The following is a 22,149-nucleotide window of genomic DNA, read 5'->3' on the forward strand; positions in this document are numbered from 1 at the left end:
AGGACGCACCTGCCCACCCACGTGCGGCGACGACGCCATGACCACGAACGGGAGGAGCCGTCACTTCTCGCTGCTGTCGTGGTGGCGGCCCAGGGAGATCAGCTTCGCACCCGCGACCGCCGATCCGAGTGACGCGGCGACCAGCACCGGCCGCCGTGCGCCCGCATCGTTCCAGAGGGGGCGCGCGACCATCAGGACGACGGCGCCGACGAGGAGCGCGACGCCGAGGGAGATGACGACCACCGGGCGCGCGAGCAGGGAGGTGTCGGGACGAGTCACATCATCGATGTCTACTCGACCCACGTGCGCGGATCAACCGGCTCCGTCGACCCCGGGACCGAGGCCCCCGTCGACACCGAGCGGGCGCCGGGTCGACGCACGTGCACGGGGGCGACGGCGGCCGACGTCTCGTCCGCTCCGCCCGTTCAGCCGCGGTGTCCGCGCGCCGATGCCTCAGCAGGCGCGTCGACCCTCTCCGCCTGCGGCGAACACGGGACGTCGAGGTGGTACCCCGCCGTTAGCATCGAAACACGCCGCTCTGTCGGCTCCGCGCGGAACCCCTGCCGCGTGGCGCAGCCGGGGCACGCCGCTCGTGAGGAGTGCACATGTTCGAGAGATTCACGGACCGAGCCCGTCGCGTGGTCGTCCTCGCCCAGGAAGAGGCGCGGATGCTCAACCACAACTACATCGGCACCGAGCACATCCTCCTGGGCCTGATCCACGAGGGTGAGGGTGTCGCGGCCAAGGCCCTGGAGTCGCTCGGCATCTCCCTGGAGGCCGTCCGCGCCCAGGTGCAGGAGATCATCGGTGAGGGCCAGCAGGCGCCGAGCGGGCACATCCCGTTCACGCCGCGTGCCAAGAAGGTCCTGGAGCTGTCGCTGCGCGAGGCGCTGCAGCTCGGCCACAACTACATCGGCACCGAGCACATCCTGCTCGGCCTGATCCGCGAGGGCGAGGGTGTCGCCGCGCAGGTCCTCAACAAGCTCGGCGCGGACCTCAACCGCGTGCGCCAGCAGGTCATCCAGCTCGTCTCGGGCTACCAGGGCAAGGAGCCCGTGGCGTCGGGCGGCCCCGCCGAGGGGCAGCCGTCGGGGTCGGCCGTGCTCGACCAGTTCGGCCGCAACCTCACGCAGGCGGCCCGCGACGGCAAGCTCGACCCGGTCATCGGGCGCGAGAAGGAGATCGAGCGGGTCATGCAGGTGCTGTCCCGCCGCACCAAGAACAACCCGGTCCTCATCGGGGAGCCCGGCGTCGGCAAGACGGCGGTCGTCGAGGGCCTCGCGCAGGACATCGTCCGCGGCGACGTGCCGGAGACCCTCAAGGACAAGCAGCTCTACACGCTCGACCTCGGCGCCCTGGTCGCCGGCTCGCGCTACCGCGGTGACTTCGAGGAGCGACTGAAGAAGGTCCTCAAGGAGATCCGCACCCGCGGCGACATCATCCTGTTCATCGACGAGATCCACACGCTCGTCGGGGCGGGCGCCGCCGAGGGCGCGATCGACGCGGCGTCGATCCTCAAGCCCATGCTCGCGCGCGGCGAGCTGCAGACCATCGGCGCCACCACGCTCGACGAGTACCGCAAGTACGTCGAGAAGGACCCGGCCCTGGAGCGGCGCTTCCAGCCCATCCAGGTCTCCGAGCCGAACCTGCAGCACGCGATCGAGATCCTCAAGGGACTGCGCGACCGCTACGAGGCGCACCACCGCGTGTCCATCACGGACTCCGCGCTGGTCGCCGCCGCGACGCTGGCCGACCGGTACGTCAACGACCGGTACCTGCCGGACAAGGCGATCGACCTGGTCGACGAGGCCGGCGCGCGCCTGCGCATCCGTCGCATGACGGCCCCGCCGGAGCTGCGCGAGCTCGACGAGCAGATCGCCGAGACGCGCCGCGACAAGGAGTCGGCGATCGACGAGCAGGACTTCGAGAAGGCCGCGCGGCTGCGCGACGAGGAGAAGCAGCTCGGGCTCAAGCGCATCGAGAAGGAGAAGGCCTGGAAGAACGGCGACATGGACGCCGTCGCCGAGGTCGACGAGGAGCTCATCGCCGAGGTGCTGGCGAACGCCACGGGCATCCCGGTGTTCAAGCTCACCGAGGAGGAGTCCAGCCGGCTGCTGCACATGGAGGACAACCTGCACAAGCGGGTCGTCGGCCAGAACGCGGCGATCAAGGCGCTCTCGCAGGCCATCCGCCGCACGCGGGCCGGCCTCAAGGACCCCAAGCGGCCCGGTGGCTCGTTCATCTTCGCCGGCCCCACGGGTGTCGGGAAGACGGAGCTGGCCAAGGCGCTCGCCGAGTTCCTCTTCGGGGACGAGGACGCGCTGATCCAGCTCGACATGTCGGAGTTCTCGGAGAAGCACACCGTCTCGCGGCTGTTCGGCTCGCCCCCCGGGTACGTCGGGTACGACGAGGGCGGCCAGCTCACCGAGAAGGTGCGGCGCAAGCCGTTCTCGGTCGTGCTGTTCGACGAGGTCGAGAAGGCCCACGCGGACATCTTCAACTCGCTGCTGCAGATCCTCGAGGACGGTCGCCTGACCGACTCCCAGGGTCGCGTCATCGACTTCAAGAACACCGTGATCATCATGACCACGAACCTCGGCACGCGGGACATCGCCAAGGGCGTCATGACGGGCTTCCAGGCCGGCGGCGAGCTCGCCACGGACTACGAGCGCATGAAGGCCAAGGTCAACGACGAGCTCAAGACGCACTTCCGTCCCGAGTTCCTCAACCGTGTCGACGACGTCGTGGTGTTCCCGCAGCTCTCGCAGCCGGAGATCTTCGCGATCGTCGACCTCATGGTCGCCAAGCTCGACAAGCGCCTGCGCGACAAGGACATGAGCATCGAGATCACCCCGGCGGCCAAGAAGCTGCTGTCCGAGAAGGGGTACGACCCGGTGCTCGGGGCGCGTCCGCTGCGTCGTGCGATCCAGCGCGACATCGAGGACGCCCTGTCCGAGAAGATCCTGTTCGGCGAGCTCAAGGCCGGGCAGACGGTCATCGTCGACGCCCAGGGCGAGGGCCTGCTCGGGGAGTTCCTGTTCCGGGGCGTCCCGCGCACCGCGGCGTCCAAGGAGCCGGTCCCCGTCGGCGCGTCCGTCGGCACGCCGGGCTCCGGCACCGACGTCCCGCCGGCCCCGACGTCGCCCGCGCGCGGCGACGGCGGCACGGGGCTCGCCCCCGCCTGACCCGCACCACCGACGGCCCCGGCCCCGCGAGGGACCGGGGCCGTCGTCGTGCCCGCAGCTTTTCCGTGACATAACCGGACAATGTGGCCAGCACGTTTTGCCCGAGGTTTGACGTTACATCTGACGTCCTGCGAGAGTCGGTCCCGGCCGCCACGGCAAGGGTGCGTCCGGCCGGTGTCCGATGACGTGACACCGCGTGCCCCCGGGCGCGCCCCGGTGGACGCACCCGACGGCAGGGGGCACCCAGGCGCCGTCTGGGATCAGCTGGCTCGACGAAGAGGACAGATCTGATGAGGGCAACGAGAACGCTGGCGGCGTCGGCCGCCGTGGTCGTGGGCGCGCTGGCGCTGGCGGGGTGCGCCGGGTCCGGCGACCAGGGCAGCAGCGACGGCACCGTGCGGATGACCTTCTGGCACAACTCGACGACCGACGACGGCAAGGCGTACCAGGAGGCGATGGCGGCGGCCTTCGAGGCTGAGAACCCCGGGGTCGAGATCACCCTGCAGGTCGTGCAGAACGAGGAGATGGACGGCAAGCTGCAGACCGCCCTGAACTCGGGCGACGCCCCCGACCTGTTCATGGCGCGCGGCGGCGGCAAGCTCGCCGACATCGTCGAGGCCGGCCAGGTCATGGACCTCACCGACCGGATCGACGACGCCACGCGCGACGCCCTCGGCACGACGATCGACGCCTTCACCGTCGACGGCAAGGTCTACGGGATGCCGACCGCGGTGCTGCCCGGCGGCATCTTCTACAGCAAGGACCTGTTCGCGCAGGCCGGCATCGACACCCCGCCGGCGACGATGGCCGAGCTCGGGGACGCCGTCGCCAAGCTCGAGGCCGCGGGCATCGCGCCGATCGCGCTGGGCGCCAAGGACGCCTGGCCGGCGGCCCACTGGTACTACTTCTTCGCGCTGCGCTCGTGCTCGCAGGAGACGATCGAGTCCGCGGCCACCGAGCGCAGCTTCGACGACCCGTGCTGGACGCAGGCCGGTGAGGAGTACGCCGACTTCGCGGCCCTCGAGCCGTTCAACGACGGCTACCTCACCACCACCGCGCAGCAGGGTGCCGGGTCGTCGGCCGGTCTGCTCGCCAACCACCAGGCGGCGATGGAGCTCATGGGCGCCTGGAACCCGGGCGTCATCGCCGGGCTCACCCCGGACGGCGAGCCGCTGGCCGACCTCGGCTGGTTCCCGTTCCCCGCGGTCGACGGCGGCCAGGGCGACCCGACGGCGATGATGGGCGGCATCGACGGCCTGAGCTGCCACGTCGACGCGCCGGCCGAGTGCGCCGAGTTCCTCAACTTCCTGCTGCTCAAGGAGAACCAGGAGGCGTTCGCCGAGGCGTTCGTGTCGATCCCGGCCAGCAAGGAGGCGCTGGGCGTCGTCGCCGACCCCGCGCTGCAGGAGGTGCTCGCCGCCTACGAGGACGCCGCGTACGTGTCGGTGTGGCTGGACACCCTCTTCGGCCAGAACGTCGGCAACGCGCTGAACACGGCCGTCGTCGAGATGCTCGCCGGCCAGGGCGACGCCGAGAGCATCGTTGCGACCGTCAACGCCGCTGCCGCCAAGGAGTAGCGCGTCCCATGAGCAGCTCCCAGGGCGAGAACGCGCTGGTCGTCACGCCGCCGCCCGGGGGGCGCTCGACGGCCGGGGACGGCGCCACCACGGCGCCGTCCCCGGCCCGCCGGCCGCGCGGGACGGACTGGCGCACGCGCGCGGAGATCGCGCTGCTCGCCGGCCCGGCGATCGTCGTGTTCGTCGCGTTCGTGATCTTCCCGGTCCTCATGGCCGCGTACTACGGCTTCTTCCGGTGGAAGGGGTACGGCCCGCCGACCGACTTCGTGGGCCTGCAGAACTACGTCGCGATCCTGCAGGACACGACGTTCCACGACGCCCTGCGCCACAACGGGTTCATCGTGGTGATGTCCCTGGTGATGCAGGGCCCCGCCGCGGTGGCGCTCGCGCTGCTGCTCAACCGCCGGATGCGGGGGCGCTCGGTCATCCGGGTGCTGATCTTCGTGCCCTACGTCATCTCCGAGGTCATCGTCGGCGTCGGCTGGAGCCTGATGCTGCAGACGTCGGGCGCGGTGAACGGGTTCCTGACGAAGATCGGGCTGGAGGCGTGGACGGTCGACTGGCTGTCCGACCCGGACATCGCGATCTGGTCGCTGATGATCATCATCACGTGGAAGTACATCGGGTTCGCCGTGATCCTCTTCCTCGCGGGGCTGCAGTCGATCCCCGAGGAGCTGCACGAGGCCGCCGCGATCGACGGGGCGTCGTTCTGGCAGGCGCAGCGCAGCATCACGCTGCCGCTGCTCGGACCCACGATGCGGATCTGGGCGTTCCTGTCGATCATCGGGGCGCTGCAGCTGTTCGACCTCGTCTACATCATCTGGGGCCAGTACGTGTCCGCCACGGCCGGCACCTCGACCATGGCGACCTACATGGTGCTCAACGGGCGCAACGCGGGGAACTACGGCTTCGGCAACGCGGTCGCCGTCGTGCTGTTCCTCATCTCGTTGGTCATCGCGCTCACGTACCAGCGGTTCGTGCTGCGGCGCGACACCGAGGGTGCGCTCACGGGAGGGACGAAGTGATGGCAGCCATCGCCGTGCAGACCACCCCGGCCCGCGCCCCGGGACCGGCGCGCCGCCGCGGCTCGACGCTCCACCGCGTCAACCCCCTGGTCTACGTGGTCGCCTGGCTGCTCGTGGGGGTGTGCATCGGCCCCGTCGCCTTCATCATCCTCGGCGGCCTGCGGACCAACTCGCAGATCACGGCGGACCCGTCCGGGTTCCCCACCACGTGGGAGTTCGGCAACTACTCGTCGGTGCTCACCAGCTCGCTGTTCTGGCAGCAGGCGGCCAACTCCGCGATCGCGGGCATCTCGACGACGCTCGGCGTGGTCGTCCTCGGCGTCATGGCGAGCTTCGTGCTCGCCCGCTACCGGTTCAACGGCCAGGCGGCGATGTACACGCTGTTCGCGGCGGGCCTGATGTTCCCGATGACCGTGGCCATCACGCCGCTGTACATCCTCGTGCGCGCCCTGGGCCTCATGAACACCCTGCCGGGCATCATCCTGCCGCAGATCGCCTTCGCGCTGCCGGTGACCATCATCATCCTCGTGCCGTTCCTGCGGGCCATCCCCAAGGAGCTGGAGGAGGCCGCGTCGATCGACGGGGCCAGCCGCCTCGGGTTCTTCGTCCGGATGGTCGTCCCGCTGTCGCTGCCCGGTGTCGTGACGGTCGGCATCCTGGCGTTCGTGGCGAGCTGGAACAGCTACATGCTGCCGCTGTTCATCCTCAACAACGAGGTGATGTACACGCTGCCGCTGGGCGTGCAGTCGTTCGCGTCGCAGTACTCCGTCGACACCGCGCGCGTCCTGGCGTTCGTGTCGTTGTCGATGATCCCGGCCCTGATCTTCTTCTCCCTGTTCGAACGACGGATCGTCGGTGGGCTCACCGGCGCCGTCAAGGGCTGACACCCCGCAGCCCGCACCACCCTCATCCGAAGGAGCACCACCTCGTGTCCCACACCCCCGGCACCGCCACGCAGCGCGCGGTGCCCACGGCGGCCGCCCCGGCCGCCATGCCCGTCGTCTCCTCCCGCGTCCGCGACCTGCACGCGCGGATGACCCTGGAGGAGAAGCTCGCCCAGCTGGTCGGCTACTGGCTGGACCAGAACGGCACGGTCGCCCCGATGCAGTCGGAGATGGCCGCGGGCCAGAAGGGCTCGGGCGAGCTCGCGGAGATCACCCGCCACGGCCTGGGCCACTACACGCGCGTCTACGGGACGCGTCCCGTCGAGCCCGCCGAGCGTGCCGCGTGGCTGTGGGCCGAGCAGCGCCGGCTCAAGCGGGAGACGCGCCTGGGCATCCCGGCGCTCGTGCACGAGGAGTGCCTCACCGGGCTCGCGGCCTGGCAGGCGGCGAGCTACCCGACGCCGCTGGCCTGGGGCGCCGCGTTCGACCCGGACCTGGTGCACGAGGCCGCGCGGGCCATCGGCGACTCCATGCGCGAGCTCGGCATCCACCAGGGCCTGGCGCCCGTGCTCGACGTCGTCGGCGACCCGCGGTGGGGGCGCGTCGACGAGTGCATCGGGGAGGACCCGTACCTCGTCGGGACCGTCGGCACCGCGTACGTGCGCGGCCTGCAGGACGCCGGCGTGCACGCGACCCTCAAGCACTTCGTCGGCTACTCCGCGTCGGCCGCGGGGCGCAACCACGCGCCCGTGCACGCCGGTCCGCGCGAGCTCGCGGAGATCTACCTGCCGCCGTTCGAGATGGCGGTGCGCGACGGCGGGGTCCGCTCGGTCATGAACTCCTACGCCGACGTCGACGGGGTGCCCGTCGCGGCGGACCCGCACTACCTCACCGAGGTGCTGCGCGAGCAGTGGGGGTTCGACGGCGTGGTCGTCGCCGACTACTTCGCCGTCGCGTTCCTGCAGGTCATGCACGGTGTCGCGGCCGACCGCGGGGAGGCGGCCGCCCTCGCGCTCGCCGCGGGCCTGGACGTCGAGCTGCCCACCGGCGACGCGTTCCTGGCCCCGCTGGCCGAGCGCGTGCGCGCCGGGCTGACCGACGAGGCGCTGGTCGACCGGGCCGTGCTGCGCGCGCTCGCGCAGAAGGAGGAGCTGGGGCTGCTGGACCCCGAGGCGTTCGAGGACGAGCCGCCCGCGCACGTCGACCTCGACTCGCCGCGGCACCGCGCGCTGGCGCGTCGGCTCGCCGAGGAGTCCGTGGTGCTGCTGGCGAACGACGGCGTCCTGCCGCTGGCCGCCGCGCGCCGGGTCGCGGTCGTCGGCCCCAACGCGGCGCGCCCCGAGGCGCTCATGGGCTGCTACTCGTTCGCGAACCACGTGCTCGCGCACCACCCCGGCCTGCCGCTGGGCTTCGAGATCCGCAGCGTGCACGAGGCGCTGGCCGCGGCCCTGCCCGACGTCACGTTCGCCGAGGGGTGCGCGGTCGAGGGCGACGACACCAGCGGGTTCGCCGCGGCGGTGGCGGCGGCGGCGGACGCGGACGTCGCGGTCGTCGTGGTCGGCGACCAGGCGGGCCTGTTCGGCCGGGGGACCGTCGGCGAGGGCAACGACGTCCAGACGCTCGAGCTGCCGGGGGTGCAGCGCGCGCTCGTCGAGGCGCTGGTGGCGACGGGCACCCCGGTGGTCATGGTGCTGCTCACGGGCCGGCCGTACGCGATCGGCTGGGCGCTGGACGGCGAGGGCCCGCGCCCCGCCGCGGTGCTGCAGGCGTTCTTCCCCGGTGAGGGCGGTGGCGACGCGATCGCGGACCTGCTCACCGGTGCCGTGACGCCGTCGGGCCGGCTGCCGGTCTCGCTGCCGCGCGCGGCCGGTGCGCAGCCGTTCCGCTACCTGCACCCGGTGCTGGGCGGGCCGTCCGACGTGACGTCGACCGACCCGACGCCCGTGCGGCCCTTCGGGTTCGGGCTGTCGTACACGACGTTCGCGTACGACGACCTGCACGTGGACCCGACCGTCGACTCCGCCGGCACGTTCACGGCGTCCGTCACGGTGACGAACACGGGCGACGTCGCCGGCGCCGACGTCGTGCAGCTCTACGGCCGGGACGTCGTCGCGTCCGTCGTGCGGCCCGTGGCCCAGCTGCTCGGCTACGCGCGCGTCGAGCTCGCGGCCGGGCAGTCGCGGCGCGTCACGTTCCGGGTGCCGACCACGCGCCTGGCCCTGGCCGACCGCCGGCTGGTGCGCGTCGTCGAGCCGGGCGACGTGCAGGTCTGGGTCGCCTCCCACGCCGCCGTCGCGGACCCCGGCGCCGTCGCCGACGCCACGGGTGGGGCGATCACGAGCGCCCGCGCGACCACCCGGCGCACCGTGCCGGGCCACAGCACCCCGCACGCCGTCCTGCAGGTCACGGGCGCCGTGCACGAGATCACCGCCGAGGACCGGCGGATCGTCGACGTGGAGGTCAACGACGCATGAGCACCGTGACGAACCCGATCCTGCCCGGGTGCTACCCGGACCCGTCGATCTGCCGGGTGGGGGAGGACTACTACCTCGTGACGTCGACGTTCGAGTACCTGCCGGGCCTGCCGGTGCTGCACTCCCGCGACCTGGTGACCTGGGAGCAGATCGGCCACGTCGTCCACCGGCCCGGTCAGCTCGACTACACCGGGATCGCGTCGTCCGGCGGCCTGTACGCCCCCACGATCCGGCACCACGACGGCCTGTTCTGGGTCATCTGCACGCTCGTCGGCCAGCCGCAGGGCAACCCCGGCGGCAACTTCCTCATGACGGCGACGGACCCGGCCGGGCCGTGGTCGGACCCGATGTGGCTCGACGCCGACGGCATCGACCCCTCGATCTTCTTCGACGACGACGGGCGCATCTGGGTGCACGGCACGCGGCTGGCGCGCGAGCCGCAGTGGTACCACCAGACCGAGGTCTGGATCCGTGAGCTGGACCCGGAGACGAAGAAGCTGACGGGACCGGAGCACGTCGTGTGGAGCGGGGCCGTCAAGGGCGCCGTCTGGGCCGAGGCGCCGCACCTGTACAAGGTCGACGGCACCTACTACCTCATGGCGGCCGAGGCCGGCACCGAGTTCCACCACGCCGAGAGCATCGCGCAGGCGGAGGTCGTCACCGGCCCGTACGTGGGCACCCGCGGCAACCCCATCCTCACGCACCGGCACCTGGGCCGGCAGTACCCGGTCGTCGGCGCGGGGCACGCCGACCTCGTCGAGGCCGCCGACGGCTCCTGGTGGGCGGTGCTGCTGGCGATGCGCACGTACGGCGGCTACCACTACCCGCTGGGCCGCGAGACGTTCCTCGTGCCCGTGGTGTGGGAGGACGGGTGGCCCGTGTTCGCCCCGGGGGTCGGGCGGGTGCCGGACCAGGTCGAGGTCCCGTTCGCGACGGGCCCGGCGACGGGCCTCGTGCAGGGCGGGACGTCGGGCGTGGTGCCGTCGGACGACCCGCGGTGGACGGCCGTGCGCGCGCTGCCCACGCAGGTCGCCACGCCCGCGGGCGACGGCTGGGACCTGCCGCTGCGGCCCGCGACGCTCGCGGACCTCGAGGTGCCGGCGTTCCTCGGGCTGCGGCTGCAGCACCGCGACGCCGACCTCGTGGTGCGGGTTGGCGCGGACCTGACCGACGGCGAGGAGGTCGGCGTGGCCGTGCGCCAGTCGGAGAAGGACCACGTCCGCCTGGCCGTGACGACGCACGAGGGCGTCGTCCGGGCGCAGGTCGTCCACCGCCAGGGCGGCGAGGACCGCGTGGTCGGTGAGGCGGCGGTCGCCGGGGGCGCGCCGCTCACGCTGGTCGTCCGCGCGCGCGGCGTCGACCTGGACCTGCTCGTCGGCGCCGGTGACGACGCACCCGTCGTGGTGGGCTCGGCGCTGACGACCGACCTCGACACCGTGGCCACGGGCGGGTTCCTCGGCCTGTGGCTCGGGGTGTACGGGACGAGCAACGGCGCACCGACGGGCACGGTCGCCCACGTGGAGCGCGTGGAGTACCTGCCGGCGTGACGCACCCACCGGGCCGCGGCGGGGGTGTCGCGGCCCGGTGCAGTGCGGCAGGGTGGGGGGATGAGCGGGCGGCGGGGGACGGGGCGGGCGTGGGGCGGCGTGCTGGTGGCCGGTCTGCTGGTGGTCGGCCCGCTGGTGGGGTGCGCGGGCCAGGCGTCGCCGGGCGGCGACCCGGTGGAGCCGACGCAGCCCTCGGACCCCGCGGTCCCGTCGGACCCGGCGACCGCGGGGGCGGACGTGGCCGAGGTGGTCGACGCGGCCGACTGCGCCGTGCGCGAGACCTTCACGGCGTACGGGTCCGGTGAGGGCGACGGGCTGCCCGCCGCGCCGCGGGCGGGGGCCGTGCCGCCGGGGTTTGTGCCGGTGGCCGCCGTGGAGTGCCGGTGGGTCATGGACGTCCAGCCGGCCCCGGAGCCGCCGCAGGTCGTCGAGCCGGGTGAGACCGCGCCCGAGGCGCCCGTGGCGCCGGACGCGCCCGCCGGGACCGCGGGAGGCGCACGCGTCGACGTCGTGCGGCTCGAGGGCGACCTGGCTCCGCTGCTGGCGCAGCTGGCGCGTCCCGACGTCCCCGCGCAGCCCGACCAGGCGTGCATCGCGATGTTCGAGGTCGTGCCGCTGCTGTACCTCGTCGACGCCGACGACCGCGCGGTGCGGGTCGCGTGGCCGACCGACGCGTGCGGGTTCCTGCTCGACGGCGCGGCGGACACGGTCGCGGCGCTGACGCCGGGCTCGACCACCACGCTGACCCTGCCCTGACCGGGCGGACCACCGGTCGGACCCGACTTGCCCCGCGCCCGCGGACCGGTCACGGTGGGTGCTCGTCGGTCCGGCGGGCAGGTGCGCCCGCGCGGTGCTGCCGGCGGACCACGAGCAGGGGAGGGCACGACGCGATGGCGGAGACGGACCTGGTCGAGCTGGTCGACGAGCACGGGGACGCGGCGGGCACGACGACGGTCGGGCAGGCCCACGCGGCGCCGGGCCGCCTGCACCGGGCGTTCTCGGTGGTGCTGACCCGGCCCGACGGGCGGATGCTGCTGCAGCGCCGCGCGGAGACCAAGCTGCGCTTCCCCGGGCTGTGGACCAACTCGTGCTGCGGGCACCCCCTGCCCGGTGCCGACCTGCACGCGCGCGCGGCGCTGCGGGTGCGCGAGGAGCTGGGGGTGGACCTGGTCGGCGCCCGGGAGGTCGGCACGTTCCGCTACCGCGCGCAGGACGCGGCCTCGGGCCACGTCGAGCGCGAGCACGACCACGTCCTGGTCGGCCGGTGCACGGGCGAGCTGCGCCCCGACCCGGAGGAGGTCGCCGAGGTCGAGTGGGTCACGCCGGCGCGTGCGCACGAGCTCGTCGCCGCGGGCGTGGTCACCCCGTGGTTCGCCGACGTCCTGCGTCTCGTGGACGCCGACGCCGCCTCCGCCTGAGCGCGGCGCCGTCACGACCGCCGTGGCCGTCAGGGACGGTCGGCGGCGGTCCACCAGGTCGACGCGTCGGGGGTGAACGTGGCCGTCGGGCCGTCCGGGGCGCCGCCGAGCAGGGCCCCGGTCGCGGTGTCGACGAGGCGGACGCGTGAGCCCTCGCGCCAGGTCCGGCCGCCGTCGACGACGACGCGCCAGGTCGGCGCTTCCGGATCGGATGCGGCATCGTCCCGTGTGACGACCGGGACACCCCCGTCGAGGCCGAGCGCCCCGGTGCCGTCCTGCGGCCCCGTCCCGCCTGCGACGAGCCGCACCACGGCGCCGTCGCCCAGCAGCTCCGGACCGTCGGGCGCGGAGGGCGTCCACGTCGTCGTCCCCGTCGCCCGCAGGGCGGGCCTGGCCGCGTCGACGACCAGCAGCCGCCCGGTCGCGACGTGCACGAGCGCGAGCGACGCGCCCGAGCGCACCCGCGCCGACGGCCGCCGGGACGCCCCGGGCAGCGGCGGCGGCGTGCGCGGGGCGTACGCGTGGTGGAAGAACCCGCGCCACAGCCGCCCGTTGCTCGCGCGCCACCCGGCGGGGGTCTCGACGAGCGTGACCTCGCGGCCGGGGGTGTTGGGGTCGAGCAGCGTCAGGACGACGCCGCCCGCGTCGTCCCGGGTGAACGACGTCGCGACGACCTGGTGGTTGTCCCCGGACCGCAGGACGTGGCGTGCCACGACCATCCCGAGCACGACCGGCCGTCCCTGCGCGAGCGCGCGCAGCACCCCGGGCAGCTCACGCCGGGTGCGGGTGCGGACCCCGGCGAGCGGGCCGCGGTCGGCGTCCGGCAGCACCGACCAGGTGATGAACCGCGACGCCGAGAGCGTGCGGAACGAGTCGAGCTGGCGCGCCCGCAGGTGCTCGGCGACGAGGTGACCGTCGGGCGGCACGCGGCCGGGCGCGAAGAGCGCGGCGGGCCACGACGGGACGTCGCGCCCCGCGGCGAGGTGGTCGAGCACGGAGGAGGACATGCCGCCGCAGCGTCCCGCCGTGCGCACGGCCGCCCCGCCCGGCAGCCGCACCACGACGTTGACGAACCTGTTGGCGAACGCGTAGCCCGCCCGCACCGGGTCGATCCTCATCGCCACCTCGCGCCTCCCGTCGCACACCCTCACACACCAGGAGGCGGCGGCGCGCGCCGACGGACGTCGTGGCGGGCGGGGACGGGTCAGCGCACGTAGATCCGCGGCTGCGCCGGTGCCGTGAACGGGTCCCCCAGGTAGAACGAGGGGTGCGGCGGCTGGTTGTAGGCGGTGTTCTGCCAGGCGAGCGCGACGCGGTACATCGAGTCGTGCAGCAGCGTGTGGACCCGGTGGGGCGTGACGTGCGGCGTCGCGTAGATCCGCAGCGCGCTCTCGTCGGACCTCGCCCAGATGACCTCCTCGCGCCAGTCGCCGAGGATGTCGCCCGAGAGCACCGGCGTGGCCTTGGTGCCGTTGTTCGACCGCACCCCCGAGCCCGTGAGCAGCCGGGTCTCGCCACCCGTGCCGTACTTGTCGATCCGCGTCTGGTCGAGCAGCTCGCGCACCGGGTCGCCGTCCCACCAGGCCAGGAAGTTCGCGGACGACGGCTTGCGGCCGACCGACGCGCCCGTGGCCGCGTTGCGCAGGTCGGCCTCGGCCGACGACCACGCCTCGGCGCCGGGGGAGCCGGCGAAGACGTCACCGGCGACCCCGCGCCCGTTGTCGGAGCCGCTGGCGCTGCGCCACAGGGTCTGGCCCGTGCGGGCGTCGGCGACCCACATGTTGGGCTGGTTCGTGGCCTCGGTGACCTTGAAGTACTCCAGGCCCGGCCGTGACGGCACGAGGTCGCCCACGTGCCCCGCGTCGCCGTGCCCGGTGCCGTTGACCCACAGCCCGCGCCCGTCGTCGTCGATGGTCGACGCGCCGTACACGATCTCGTCACGGCCGTCGCCGTCGACGTCCGCGATCGACAGGGAGTGGTTGCCCTGGCCCGCGTAGGCGGCGTTGCCGGGGGTCGAGCTGTTCGAGTCGAAGGTCCAGCGGCGGGTCAGCCGGCCGTCGCGGTAGTCCCACGCGGCCACGACGGTGCGCGTGTAGTAGCCGCGCGCCATGATGATCGACGGCCGCTGCCCGTCCAGGTACGCGGTGCCGGCGAGGAACCGGTCGACCCGGTTGCCGTAGCTGTCGCCCCAGCTCGAGACCGTCCCGCGCGGCGGCACGTAGTCGGTGGTGGCCCCGATCGCGCCCGTGTCGCCGCGGAAGACGGTGAAGTACTCGGGGCCCGCGAGCACGTAGCCCTCGCCGTTGCGGTGGTCGGCGTTCGCGTTGCCGATGACCTGGCCGGTGCCCGAGCGCGTGCCGTCGGCCGTCTTGACGGCGACCTCGGCGCGGCCGTCGCCGTCGTAGTCGTAGACCTGGAACTGCGTGTAGTGCGCGCCGGCACGGATGTTGCGTCCCAGGTCGATGCGCCACAGCCGCGTGCCGTCGAGCCGCAGCCCGTCGAGGTAGACGTGGCCCGTCACGCCGGCCTGGCTGTTGTCCTTGGCGTCGACGGGGTCCCACTTGAGGACGATGTCGAGGTCGCCGTCACCGTCGAGGTCACCGACCGACCCGTCGTTGATGACGTGCGACGACGACGGGCGCGCGACCGGCACGTCGAGGTAGCCGTCGGCGAACGTCAGGGACACCGGGGAGGCCGCCTGCTCGACACCCCCGACGTCGGCGCGCACGGTGTACCGCGCCCCGGCCGGCGCGCCGCTGTCGAGGTGGTTGGTCGACCCCGTGACCGGCGACGACGTGATGCGGGTGCCGTCGCGGTACACGTGGAACCCGGTGCCGCGGTCCTCGTAGCCCAGGAGCCGCCACTGGACCAGGTTGCCGGAGCCGGACCGCACGGAGATCAGCCCGCGGTCGAGGTTCTCGAGCTGCCGGGAGCCGGCGACGGGGGTCGTCGGGACGGGGAGGGGCACGACGGTGGGCGTGGGGGTGGGTGACGTCGTGGGGGAGGGGGACGCCGTGGGCGACGGGGACGCCGTGGCCGACGGGGTGGCCGACGGGGTGGGCGAGGGCGTGGCAGACGGGCTGGGGGAGGACGTCGGTCCGCCCGCGCCCGTGCACGTCGTGCCGTTGAGCGCGAACGACGTCGGCGCGGGGTTGGTGGTGCCGACCGACGCGCCGTTGAACCCGAAGGAGATCTGCCCGCCGGTCGCCACCGCGCCGTTCCAGCCGGCGTTGGTCACCGCGACCTGCGCCCCCGACTGCGTGGCGGTCCCGTTCCACGCCTGCTGGACGCTCTGGCCGGCGGCGAACGCCCAGGTCAGGGTCCAGCCGTTCAGCGGGTCGCCGAGGTTGTCGACCCGCACGTCGGCGCCGAACCCGCCGGGCCACTGGTTCGTGACCGTGTAGGTCACCGTGCACGCGACCGCGGCGGAGGCCGCCGGTGCGGTGACGAGCCCGGCGACGGCGGTGACGGCCAGAGCCGCCAGTGCTGCGGTGCTGCGACGTCGCATGCGCCGGACCTCTTCCCTGTGTCGTCCGCGCGGACGCGGGGCGTCGCGCGGTGCGCGGTCGGCGAAACCGCTTCGACGCCGAGGTGACCGTAGAGCCGGACGCTCGTGGGCGGCAGGCCTGCGAAACATTTCACGTCGCGCGCGCCGGAGTTCCGGGCGTGGCAGTTTCGACAGATCTTTCGTCCACGGACGCCGCATGGGCGGGATCGTGCGCGTCGCGGGGGCTAATGTGCTGGCAGCGGCTCACGGTGGAGCCCGGGCCGGTCGTCGACCAGGTGGAGGTGAGCGTCGTGAGTGTCGCTCGCCGTGTCCACGCCTCGAAAGTATCGGTCCTCGGGTGCCCGCAGGACGGTGGCCGGTGAACGCCCGCCCCCGCCCGCCGGCCATCACCGACGTCGCGTCCGCGGCCGGCGTGTCCTACCAGACGGTGTCGCGCGTCATCAACGACCACCCCAACGTCGCGACGGACACCCGCGAGCGCGTCCTCGACGCGATGCAGAAGCTCGGCTACCGCCGCAACATCGCGGCGCGCGCCCTCAAGACCCGTCGCACCGGCGTGTTCGGGGTGGTGTCCTCCGGGTCCCACCTGTTCGGCCCGACGCGCACGCTCGTGTCGATCGAGCAGGCCGCGCGTGCCAAGGGCCTGTTCGTGTCGCTCGCGACGGTCGACCTGCAGCACAAGGCCGAGGTGACGGCCGCGATCGAGCACCTGCTCGACCAGGGGGTCGACGGCATCGTCGTCGTCGCCTCGCACGACGAGGCCGCGGCCGCGGTCCTGGAGTCGACGACCCAGGTGCCGGTCGTCGTGGCGGGCCGGACGGCCGGTGAGCACGCTCTCGCGGTCGCGATCGACCAGGAGGCCGGCGCCAAGGTGGCCACGCGCCACCTGCTCGGGCTCGGGCACCGCGACGTCCTGCACCTGGCCGGTCCGGCCCCGTGGGTCGACGCACGGGCGCGGGCGGTCGGGTTCCGGGAGACGATGGCCGCCGCGGGCCTCGCGCCGCGCACGCTGTGGGCCGACGACTGGAGCGCGGAGGTCGGGTACCTCGCCGGCCAGGAGCTCGTGGCGCGCGTGCGGCGGCGGCGCACGACGCTGCCGACCGCGATCTTCGCGGCCAACGACCTGCTCGCGCTGGGCATGATGCACGCGCTCGCGGACGCACGGCTCTCGGTGCCGCACGACGTGTCGGTGGTGGGGTACGACGACGGTGACGGCTCGGCCCACTACGTGCCGCCGCTGACGACGGTCGCCCAGGAGCTCGAGGAGCTGGGGTACCGGTGCGTCGAGCTGCTGCTCGCGGCCCGGGACGGGATCGCGACGTCGTCGTCGGTGTCGGTCTCGCCGCGGCTGCTCGTGCGGGAGAGCACGGCCGCGCCGCGGAACCCTGCGCGGGTGCTGCTGTGAGCCGGTCCGGGGCGTCCCCGCAGGTGAGGGGCGGGTCCTGATGTTATCGCTCACACGAATGCGGGCAAGGTGCGCACGCGACGCCGTGGCCTGCGGCGACGCCCGTGATCGAACCGCAACCTCCGTCCGTTGACGTGTCCGTTGAGAACGTTCACACTCGTGGCGTCACACATCCCTGGAACGGCCGACGAGGACGTCGGCCGAGCTGCTCGAGGAGGAGTTGCATGAAGGGCATCAACCGCGCACGCACCGGTCTGGCCGGTGTCGTGGCGACGTTCACGGTCCTGGCCCTGGCGGCCTGTGGTGGCAGCTCGGACACGTCCGGCGGCAGCGACGGCGGCGACGGCGGGGACAGCGGCAGCGACCTCATCCGCGTCGGCTTCTCGCAGCTCGGCGCCGAGTCCGGCTGGCGCACCGCCAACACCGAGTCCGTCAAGGAGAGCCTGTCGCAGGACGCCGGGTTCGACCTGACGTTCGTCGACGCGCAGCAGAAGCAGGAGAACCAGATCAAGGCGCTGCGCGACTTCGTCGCCCAGGACGTCGACGTGATCGCGTTCTCGCCGGTCATCGAGACCGGCTGGGACGAGGTCCTGCAGGAGATCAAGGACTCCGGCATCCCGGTCGTGCTCGTCGACCGCACCGTCGACACCACGGTCGACGACCCGTACGTCACGTGGATCGGTGCCGACTTCAAGCAGGAGGGCACCACCGCCGGCGAGTGGGTCAAGGAGAACGCGCCCGACGCCAAGATCTTCGAGCTGCAGGGGACCCTCGGGTCCGGCGCGCAGGTCGACCGCGAGGAGGGCTTCGGCGAGGTCGTCGGGGACCAGATCATCGGCAAGGCGTCCGGCAACTTCACGCGTGCCGAGGGCAAGACGGCCGTCGAGGCCGCCCTGCAGGCGTACCCCGACATGACGATGATCTTCACCCACAACGACGACATGGGCCTGGGTGCCATCGAGGCCATCGAGGCCGCCGGCAAGGTCCCCGGCGTCGACATCCAGATCGTCTCCGTCGACGGCGTCCGCGACGGGCTGCAGGCGCTCGTGGACAAGAAGTTCAACTACGTCGTCGAGTGCAACCCGGTCTTCGGCGACCAGCTGGCCGACCTCATCAAGAAGGTCTACGACGGCGAGGACGTGCCGAAGGAGACCATCGTGATCGACGAGGCGTTCGACCAGACGATCACGCAGGCCGACGTGGACGCCCGCGCGTACTGACGTGCGAGCGACGTCCCGGACGCACCGGCCCTCGTGCCGGTGCGTCCGGGACGCCCGTCGAGCAGGAGAGGACACCGATGTCCGCAGCATCCCCCGCCCCCGCGGATCCCGCCCCCTCGGGCTCCACCCCCACCGGCTCCACCCCCACGGGTCCCGCCCCCACGGTGACCCCGCCCGTCGTGCAGATGACGGGCATCTCGATCGCCTTCCCCGGCGTCAAGGCCCTCGACGACGTCGGGTTCCGCCTGTTCCCCGGTGAGGTGCATGCCCTCATGGGCGAGAACGGCGCCGGCAAGTCGACGCTCATCAAGGCGCTGACCGGCGTGTACGCGATCGACTCGGGCCGCATCGAGGTCGACGGCACCGACCTGCGCTTCGACGGGCCGAGCCAGGCGCAGGCCGCCGGGATCTCGACGGTCTACCAGGAGGTCAACCTCTGCGCGAACCTCACGGTGGCCGAGAACGTCATGCTCGGCCACGAGGTGCGCCGCGGGCCGTTCATCGACTGGCGCGCCACGCGCCGCCGCGCCGCCGAGTTCCTCGCGCGGCTCAACCTCGACGTCGACCCCCGCTCGATGCTCTCGTCGCACACCATCGCCGTGCAGCAGCTGTGCGCGATCGCACGCGCGCTCGTCGTCGACGCGAAGGTGCTCATCCTCGACGAGCCCACGTCGAGCCTCGACAACGCCGAGGTCGCCGAGCTGTTCCGCGTCGTGCGCCGGCTCAAGGACGACGGCGTCGCGATCCTGTTCGTCTCGCACTTCCTCGACCAGATCTACGAGATCTCCGACCGCGTGACCGTGCTGCGCAACGGCCGGTTCGTCGGCGAGCACCGCATCGAGGACCTGCCGCGGCGCGAGCTCATCGCCGCGATGATCGGCCGGTCCGGCGACGCCCTGGCGGGCATCGAGGAGAAGGCGCGCTCGACGATCACGATCCACTCGGAGCGTGAGACGCCCTTCCTCACGGCCGTCGGCCTCGGCAAGAACGGGTCGATCCAGCCGTTCGACGTCAACCTGTACGCCGGGGAGATCCTCGGCGTCGCCGGCCTGCTCGGCTCCGGCCGCACCGAGATGGCGCGCCTGCTGTCCGGCGCCGACCGGCCCGACACCGGCGACGTGCACGTCCAGAGCAGCCTGACCCGGCTCACCTCGCCGCTGGCCGCGCTCGCCCACGGCATCGCGTACTCCACCGAGGACCGCAAGAAGGAGGGCATCGTCGGCGACCTCACGGTCCGCGAGAACATCGCGCTGGCCATGCAGGCCCGCCGCGGCACCTGGCGCCGCATCCCGCGCCGCCAGCTCGACGACGTCGTCGCCCGCTACATCACCGCGCTGCAGATCAACCCGCCGAACCCGAACGCGCTCATCCGCAACCTCTCGGGCGGCAACCAGCAGAAGGTGCTGCTCGCCCGGTGGCTGGCCACGGCGCCGCGCCTGCTCATCCTCGACGAGCCCACGCGCGGCATCGACGTCGGCGCCAAGGCCGAGATCCAGAAGCTCGTCACCGAGCTCGCGCAGGACGGCATGTCCGTCGTGTTCATCTCCTCCGAGCTGGAGGAGGTCCTGCGCCTGAGCCAGCGGCTCGTCGTCATGCGCGACCGCCGCAAGGTCGACGACCTCGTCAACGCCGACGACGTCACGACGTCCACGATCCTCGAGACGATCGCCGCGACCGTCCCCCAGAGCGGAGCCCACGCATGACCCCGACCACCCCCGCGCCGAGCGGGGCGTCCCGCGGTGCCACCGTCTGGCGCGAGGTCACCCGCCACGGGCTGTTCTGGCCCGTCCTGGCCCTCGTCGTGCTGCTGCTCGCGTGCGGCGTCGCCAGCCCCGGGTTCCTCGACGTGACCGTCCGCGACGGGCACCTGTTCGGCCAGCTCGTCGACCTGCTGCGCAACAGCGCGACGCCGCTGCTGCTCGCGCTGGGCATGTGCCTGGTCATCGCGACGGGCGGCATCGACCTGTCGGTCGGTGCCGTCATGGCCATCGGCCTCGCGGTGTCCCTCACCTACCTCGACAACGCCGCCGACCCGTCGAACGTCGGCACCGTCGTCACCGCCGTGCTCCTGGGCCTGGCCGTCGGGGCGCTCGGTGGGGCGTTCAACGGGGCGATGGTCGCCGGGCTGGGCATCCAGCCGTTCATCGCGACCATGATCCTCATGGTCGCCGGGCGCGGCATCGCGATGCTCATCACGCAGGGGCAGATCACCACCGTCACGAGCGCGCCGTTCAAGACGATCGGGTCCGGGTTCGTCCTCGGCGTCCCGACGCCCGTGGTCATCGCGGTCGCCGCCTTCGTCGTCGTCTCGCTGGCCGTGCGACGCACCGCGCTGGGGATGTTCCTCGAGTCCATCGGCATCAACCGCGAGGCCAGCCGCCTCGCCGGGGTGCGCTCGCGGCGCACCACCTGGACCGTCTACGTCATCGCGGGCGTGCTGGCGGCCCTCGCCGGCCTCGTCTACGGGGCGCCCACCATGGCGGCCGACGCCAACAACATCGGGCTCATGAAGGAGCTCGACGCGATCATGGTCGTCGTCCTCGGCGGCACCAAGCTCGACGGGGGGCGCTTCTACCTCGGCGGCCTGCTGGTCGGCGCGATGCTGCTGAGCACGCTCGAGCGCGCGGTCATCATCTTCCAGCTGCCCTCGCAGACGACCCCCCTGTTCAAGGCGATCGTGCTCATCGCGGTCTGCGTGGCGGCCTCGCCCACGCTGCGCGCGATGCTGCGCGGCCGACGACGTGCCGACCGCTCGAACACCCCGGCGGCCCCGGTCGAGACGACGAGCGCCGCGGAGGTGACGGCATGACGACCGACGAGATGGTCCGCACCGAGTCCGCGACCGACACCGTCGTGCACCGCGCGCGGCGTGCGCTGCGCGGCCTGGACCGGCGGTTCCTGCCCGTGCTGGGCACGGTGCTCACGCTGGTGCTCATGCTGGGCGTGGGGCAGGAGCGGTACTCGACCGACCGGGTCGACTTCATCAGCATGAAGCTGGTGTCGAACCTCCTGGTCGACAACTCGTACCTGCTGGTGCTCGCCGTCGGCATGACGTTCGTGATCCTCACCGGGGGCATCGACCTGTCCGTGGGCGCGGTCGTCGCGCTCGTCGGGCTCTCGATCGCCGAGATGTTCACCGCGGGGCTGCCGCTGCCCGTCGTGCTGGTCATGGGCGTGCTCATCGGCACGTCGTGCGGGCTGCTCATCGGCGTGATGGTGCAGGTGTTCGACATCCAACCGTTCATCGCGTCGCTCGCCGTGATGTTCCTCGCCCGCGGCCTGGCCAACGTCATCAGCGTCAACTCGCTGAAGATCGACGACGAGGGCTTCTCCGCGCTGGCCGCGTGGAGCCTGAAGTTCGGCGAGGGACGCGAGCTGTGGCGCATCAACGCGAGCATGGTCATCGCGCTGTCGGTCCTGTTCATCGCGTTCGTCGTGCTGCACTACACGCGGTTCGGGCGGTCGGTGTACGGGCTCGGTGCGGGGGACGGGGGAGCTGCCGTCAACCTCATGGGTCTGCGGCCGGCCCGCACGCGGGTCTGGGTGTACGTCATCTCCGGCACCTGCGCGGGCATCGCCGGCGTGCTCTTCGCGCTCTACACCAAGTCGGGGTTCAACCTCACGGGCATCGGCATGGAGCTCGACGCGATCGCGGCCGTCGTCATCGGCGGCACGCTGCTGTCCGGCGGCGTGGGCTTCGTGCTCGGCACCGGGGCCGGCGTGCTCGTCTACGGCCTCATCCAGGTGCTCATCGCCCGCGAGGGCCTGGACTCCTGGTGGACGCGCGTGTTCATCGGCGTCGTGCTGCTCGTGTTCGTCATCCTGCAGCGGGTCCTGGCGGTCCGCCGCCGCTGACCCCACCCACCGTCGCTGGTGCCGGATCCCCCCTCCCGCGGTGAGAGTGCA

The 22,149-nt window shown here is 72.7% G+C and carries 16 protein-coding genes; 13 read left to right on the forward strand and 3 right to left on the reverse strand.

Annotated elements, in window-relative coordinates; translation table 11 throughout:
• Positions 1-60: 60 nt before the first annotated feature.
• Positions 61-279, reverse strand: a complete 219-nt coding sequence (locus Cph01nite_RS14420) for a hypothetical protein (RefSeq protein ID WP_203675364.1) — start codon at positions 277-279, stop codon at positions 61-63.
• Between the two features lie 326 nt (positions 280-605).
• On the opposite strand from Cph01nite_RS14420, the gene Cph01nite_RS14425 reads away from it, so the two are divergent.
• The 8 genes from Cph01nite_RS14425 to idi all read left to right on the forward strand — a co-directional run bounded on the left by Cph01nite_RS14425 (position 606) and on the right by idi (position 12,110).
• Entirely contained in the window at positions 606-3,185 is a 2,580-nt protein-coding gene (locus Cph01nite_RS14425) for an ATP-dependent Clp protease ATP-binding subunit (protein ID WP_203675366.1), read from the forward strand.
• 290 nt (positions 3,186-3,475) lie between these two features.
• Positions 3,476-4,762 carry an extracellular solute-binding protein gene (locus Cph01nite_RS14430; protein WP_203675368.1) on the forward strand — a complete coding sequence of 429 codons (1,287 nt, stop codon included), beginning with the start codon at positions 3,476-3,478 and terminating at the stop codon, positions 4,760-4,762.
• An 8-nt stretch (positions 4,763-4,770) separates the two neighbouring features.
• Positions 4,771-5,787: a carbohydrate ABC transporter permease gene (locus Cph01nite_RS14435; RefSeq protein ID WP_203675370.1), complete on the forward strand. Its 1,017-nt coding sequence runs from the start codon at positions 4,771-4,773 to the stop codon at positions 5,785-5,787.
• Positions 5,787-6,671: a carbohydrate ABC transporter permease gene (locus tag Cph01nite_RS14440; protein ID WP_203675372.1), complete on the forward strand. Its 885-nt coding sequence runs from the start codon at positions 5,787-5,789 to the stop codon at positions 6,669-6,671. The genes Cph01nite_RS14435 and Cph01nite_RS14440 overlap by 1 nt, the downstream gene beginning before the upstream one ends.
• A gap of 107 nt (positions 6,672-6,778) precedes the next feature.
• Positions 6,779-9,145, forward strand: a complete 2,367-nt coding sequence (locus Cph01nite_RS14445; RefSeq protein WP_203675400.1) for a beta-xylosidase/alpha-l-arabinosidase — start codon at positions 6,779-6,781, stop codon at positions 9,143-9,145.
• Positions 9,142-10,692, forward strand: a complete 1,551-nt coding sequence (locus Cph01nite_RS14450) for a glycoside hydrolase family 43 protein (protein WP_203675374.1) — start codon at positions 9,142-9,144, stop codon at positions 10,690-10,692. Before Cph01nite_RS14445 ends, Cph01nite_RS14450 begins: the two co-directional genes overlap by 4 nt.
• A gap of 60 nt (positions 10,693-10,752) precedes the next feature.
• Positions 10,753-11,448 carry a hypothetical protein gene (locus Cph01nite_RS14455; RefSeq protein ID WP_203675376.1) on the forward strand — a complete coding sequence of 232 codons (696 nt, stop codon included), beginning with the start codon at positions 10,753-10,755 and terminating at the stop codon, positions 11,446-11,448.
• Positions 11,449-11,582: 134 nt separating this feature from the next.
• Complete coding sequence (idi, locus tag Cph01nite_RS14460; RefSeq protein ID WP_203675378.1) at positions 11,583-12,110, forward strand: isopentenyl-diphosphate Delta-isomerase; 528 nt, start codon at positions 11,583-11,585, stop codon at positions 12,108-12,110.
• 29 nt (positions 12,111-12,139) lie between these two features.
• Here the strand turns inward: idi and Cph01nite_RS14465 are convergent, their stop codons facing one another.
• Positions 12,140-13,228, reverse strand: coding sequence for a hypothetical protein (locus Cph01nite_RS14465; RefSeq protein ID WP_203675380.1), 1,089 nt, complete (start codon positions 13,226-13,228; stop codon positions 12,140-12,142).
• A gap of 86 nt (positions 13,229-13,314) precedes the next feature.
• The gene (locus tag Cph01nite_RS14470; protein ID WP_203675382.1) at positions 13,315-15,618 is read right to left on the reverse strand and encodes a rhamnogalacturonan lyase family protein; all 2,304 of its coding nucleotides are present in this window, start codon (positions 15,616-15,618) and stop codon (positions 13,315-13,317) included.
• 358 nt (positions 15,619-15,976) lie between these two features.
• Here Cph01nite_RS14470 and Cph01nite_RS14475 point away from each other — a divergent pair, with 358 nt between their 5' ends.
• From Cph01nite_RS14475 to Cph01nite_RS14495, 5 genes are all read left to right on the forward strand, one after another.
• Positions 15,977-17,023 (forward strand): LacI family DNA-binding transcriptional regulator, encoded by a 1,047-nt coding sequence (locus Cph01nite_RS14475; protein WP_239069281.1) that lies wholly within the window; start codon positions 15,977-15,979, stop codon positions 17,021-17,023.
• Positions 17,024-17,247: 224 nt separating this feature from the next.
• Entirely contained in the window at positions 17,248-18,243 is a 996-nt protein-coding gene (locus Cph01nite_RS14480; protein ID WP_203675385.1) for an ABC transporter substrate-binding protein, read from the forward strand.
• 77 nt (positions 18,244-18,320) lie between these two features.
• Positions 18,321-19,946 carry a sugar ABC transporter ATP-binding protein gene (locus Cph01nite_RS14485; RefSeq protein ID WP_203675386.1) on the forward strand — a complete coding sequence of 542 codons (1,626 nt, stop codon included), beginning with the start codon at positions 18,321-18,323 and terminating at the stop codon, positions 19,944-19,946.
• Positions 19,943-21,052, forward strand: coding sequence for an ABC transporter permease (locus Cph01nite_RS14490; RefSeq protein WP_203675387.1), 1,110 nt, complete (start codon positions 19,943-19,945; stop codon positions 21,050-21,052). The genes Cph01nite_RS14485 and Cph01nite_RS14490 overlap by 4 nt, the downstream gene beginning before the upstream one ends.
• Positions 21,049-22,098: an ABC transporter permease subunit gene (locus Cph01nite_RS14495; RefSeq protein ID WP_203675388.1), complete on the forward strand. Its 1,050-nt coding sequence runs from the start codon at positions 21,049-21,051 to the stop codon at positions 22,096-22,098. The genes Cph01nite_RS14490 and Cph01nite_RS14495 overlap by 4 nt, the downstream gene beginning before the upstream one ends.
• The last annotated feature ends 51 nt before the right edge of the window (positions 22,099-22,149 follow it).

This window comes from Cellulomonas phragmiteti, from assembly GCF_016862775.1.
GTDB classification, from domain to species: Bacteria; Actinomycetota; Actinomycetes; order Actinomycetales; family Cellulomonadaceae; genus Cellulomonas; species Cellulomonas phragmiteti.

What these genes read in the sequence shown, in the direction of transcription:
- Cph01nite_RS14425 (WP_203675366.1), top strand. Translation starts at nt 606, where the DNA reads ATGTTCGAGAGATTCACGGACCGAGCCCGTCGCGTGGTCGTCCTCGCC.
- Cph01nite_RS14430 (WP_203675368.1), top strand. Translation starts at nt 3,476, where the DNA reads ATGAGGGCAACGAGAACGCTGGCGGCGTCGGCCGCCGTGGTCGTGGGC.
- Cph01nite_RS14435 (WP_203675370.1), top strand. Translation starts at nt 4,771, where the DNA reads ATGAGCAGCTCCCAGGGCGAGAACGCGCTGGTCGTCACGCCGCCGCCC.
- Cph01nite_RS14440 (WP_203675372.1), top strand. Translation starts at nt 5,787, where the DNA reads ATGGCAGCCATCGCCGTGCAGACCACCCCGGCCCGCGCCCCGGGACCG.
- Cph01nite_RS14445 (WP_203675400.1), top strand. Translation starts at nt 6,779, where the DNA reads ATGCCCGTCGTCTCCTCCCGCGTCCGCGACCTGCACGCGCGGATGACC.
- Cph01nite_RS14450 (WP_203675374.1), top strand. Translation starts at nt 9,142, where the DNA reads ATGAGCACCGTGACGAACCCGATCCTGCCCGGGTGCTACCCGGACCCG.
- Cph01nite_RS14455 (WP_203675376.1), top strand. Translation starts at nt 10,753, where the DNA reads ATGAGCGGGCGGCGGGGGACGGGGCGGGCGTGGGGCGGCGTGCTGGTG.
- idi (WP_203675378.1), top strand. Translation starts at nt 11,583, where the DNA reads ATGGCGGAGACGGACCTGGTCGAGCTGGTCGACGAGCACGGGGACGCG.
- Cph01nite_RS14465 (WP_203675380.1), bottom strand. Translation starts at nt 13,228, where the DNA reads ATGAGGATCGACCCGGTGCGGGCGGGCTACGCGTTCGCCAACAGGTTC.
- Cph01nite_RS14470 (WP_203675382.1), bottom strand. Translation starts at nt 15,618, where the DNA reads ATGCGACGTCGCAGCACCGCAGCACTGGCGGCTCTGGCCGTCACCGCC.
- Cph01nite_RS14480 (WP_203675385.1), top strand. Translation starts at nt 17,248, where the DNA reads ATGAAGGGCATCAACCGCGCACGCACCGGTCTGGCCGGTGTCGTGGCG.
- Cph01nite_RS14485 (WP_203675386.1), top strand. Translation starts at nt 18,321, where the DNA reads ATGTCCGCAGCATCCCCCGCCCCCGCGGATCCCGCCCCCTCGGGCTCC.
- Cph01nite_RS14490 (WP_203675387.1), top strand. Translation starts at nt 19,943, where the DNA reads ATGACCCCGACCACCCCCGCGCCGAGCGGGGCGTCCCGCGGTGCCACC.
- Cph01nite_RS14495 (WP_203675388.1), top strand. Translation starts at nt 21,049, where the DNA reads ATGACGACCGACGAGATGGTCCGCACCGAGTCCGCGACCGACACCGTC.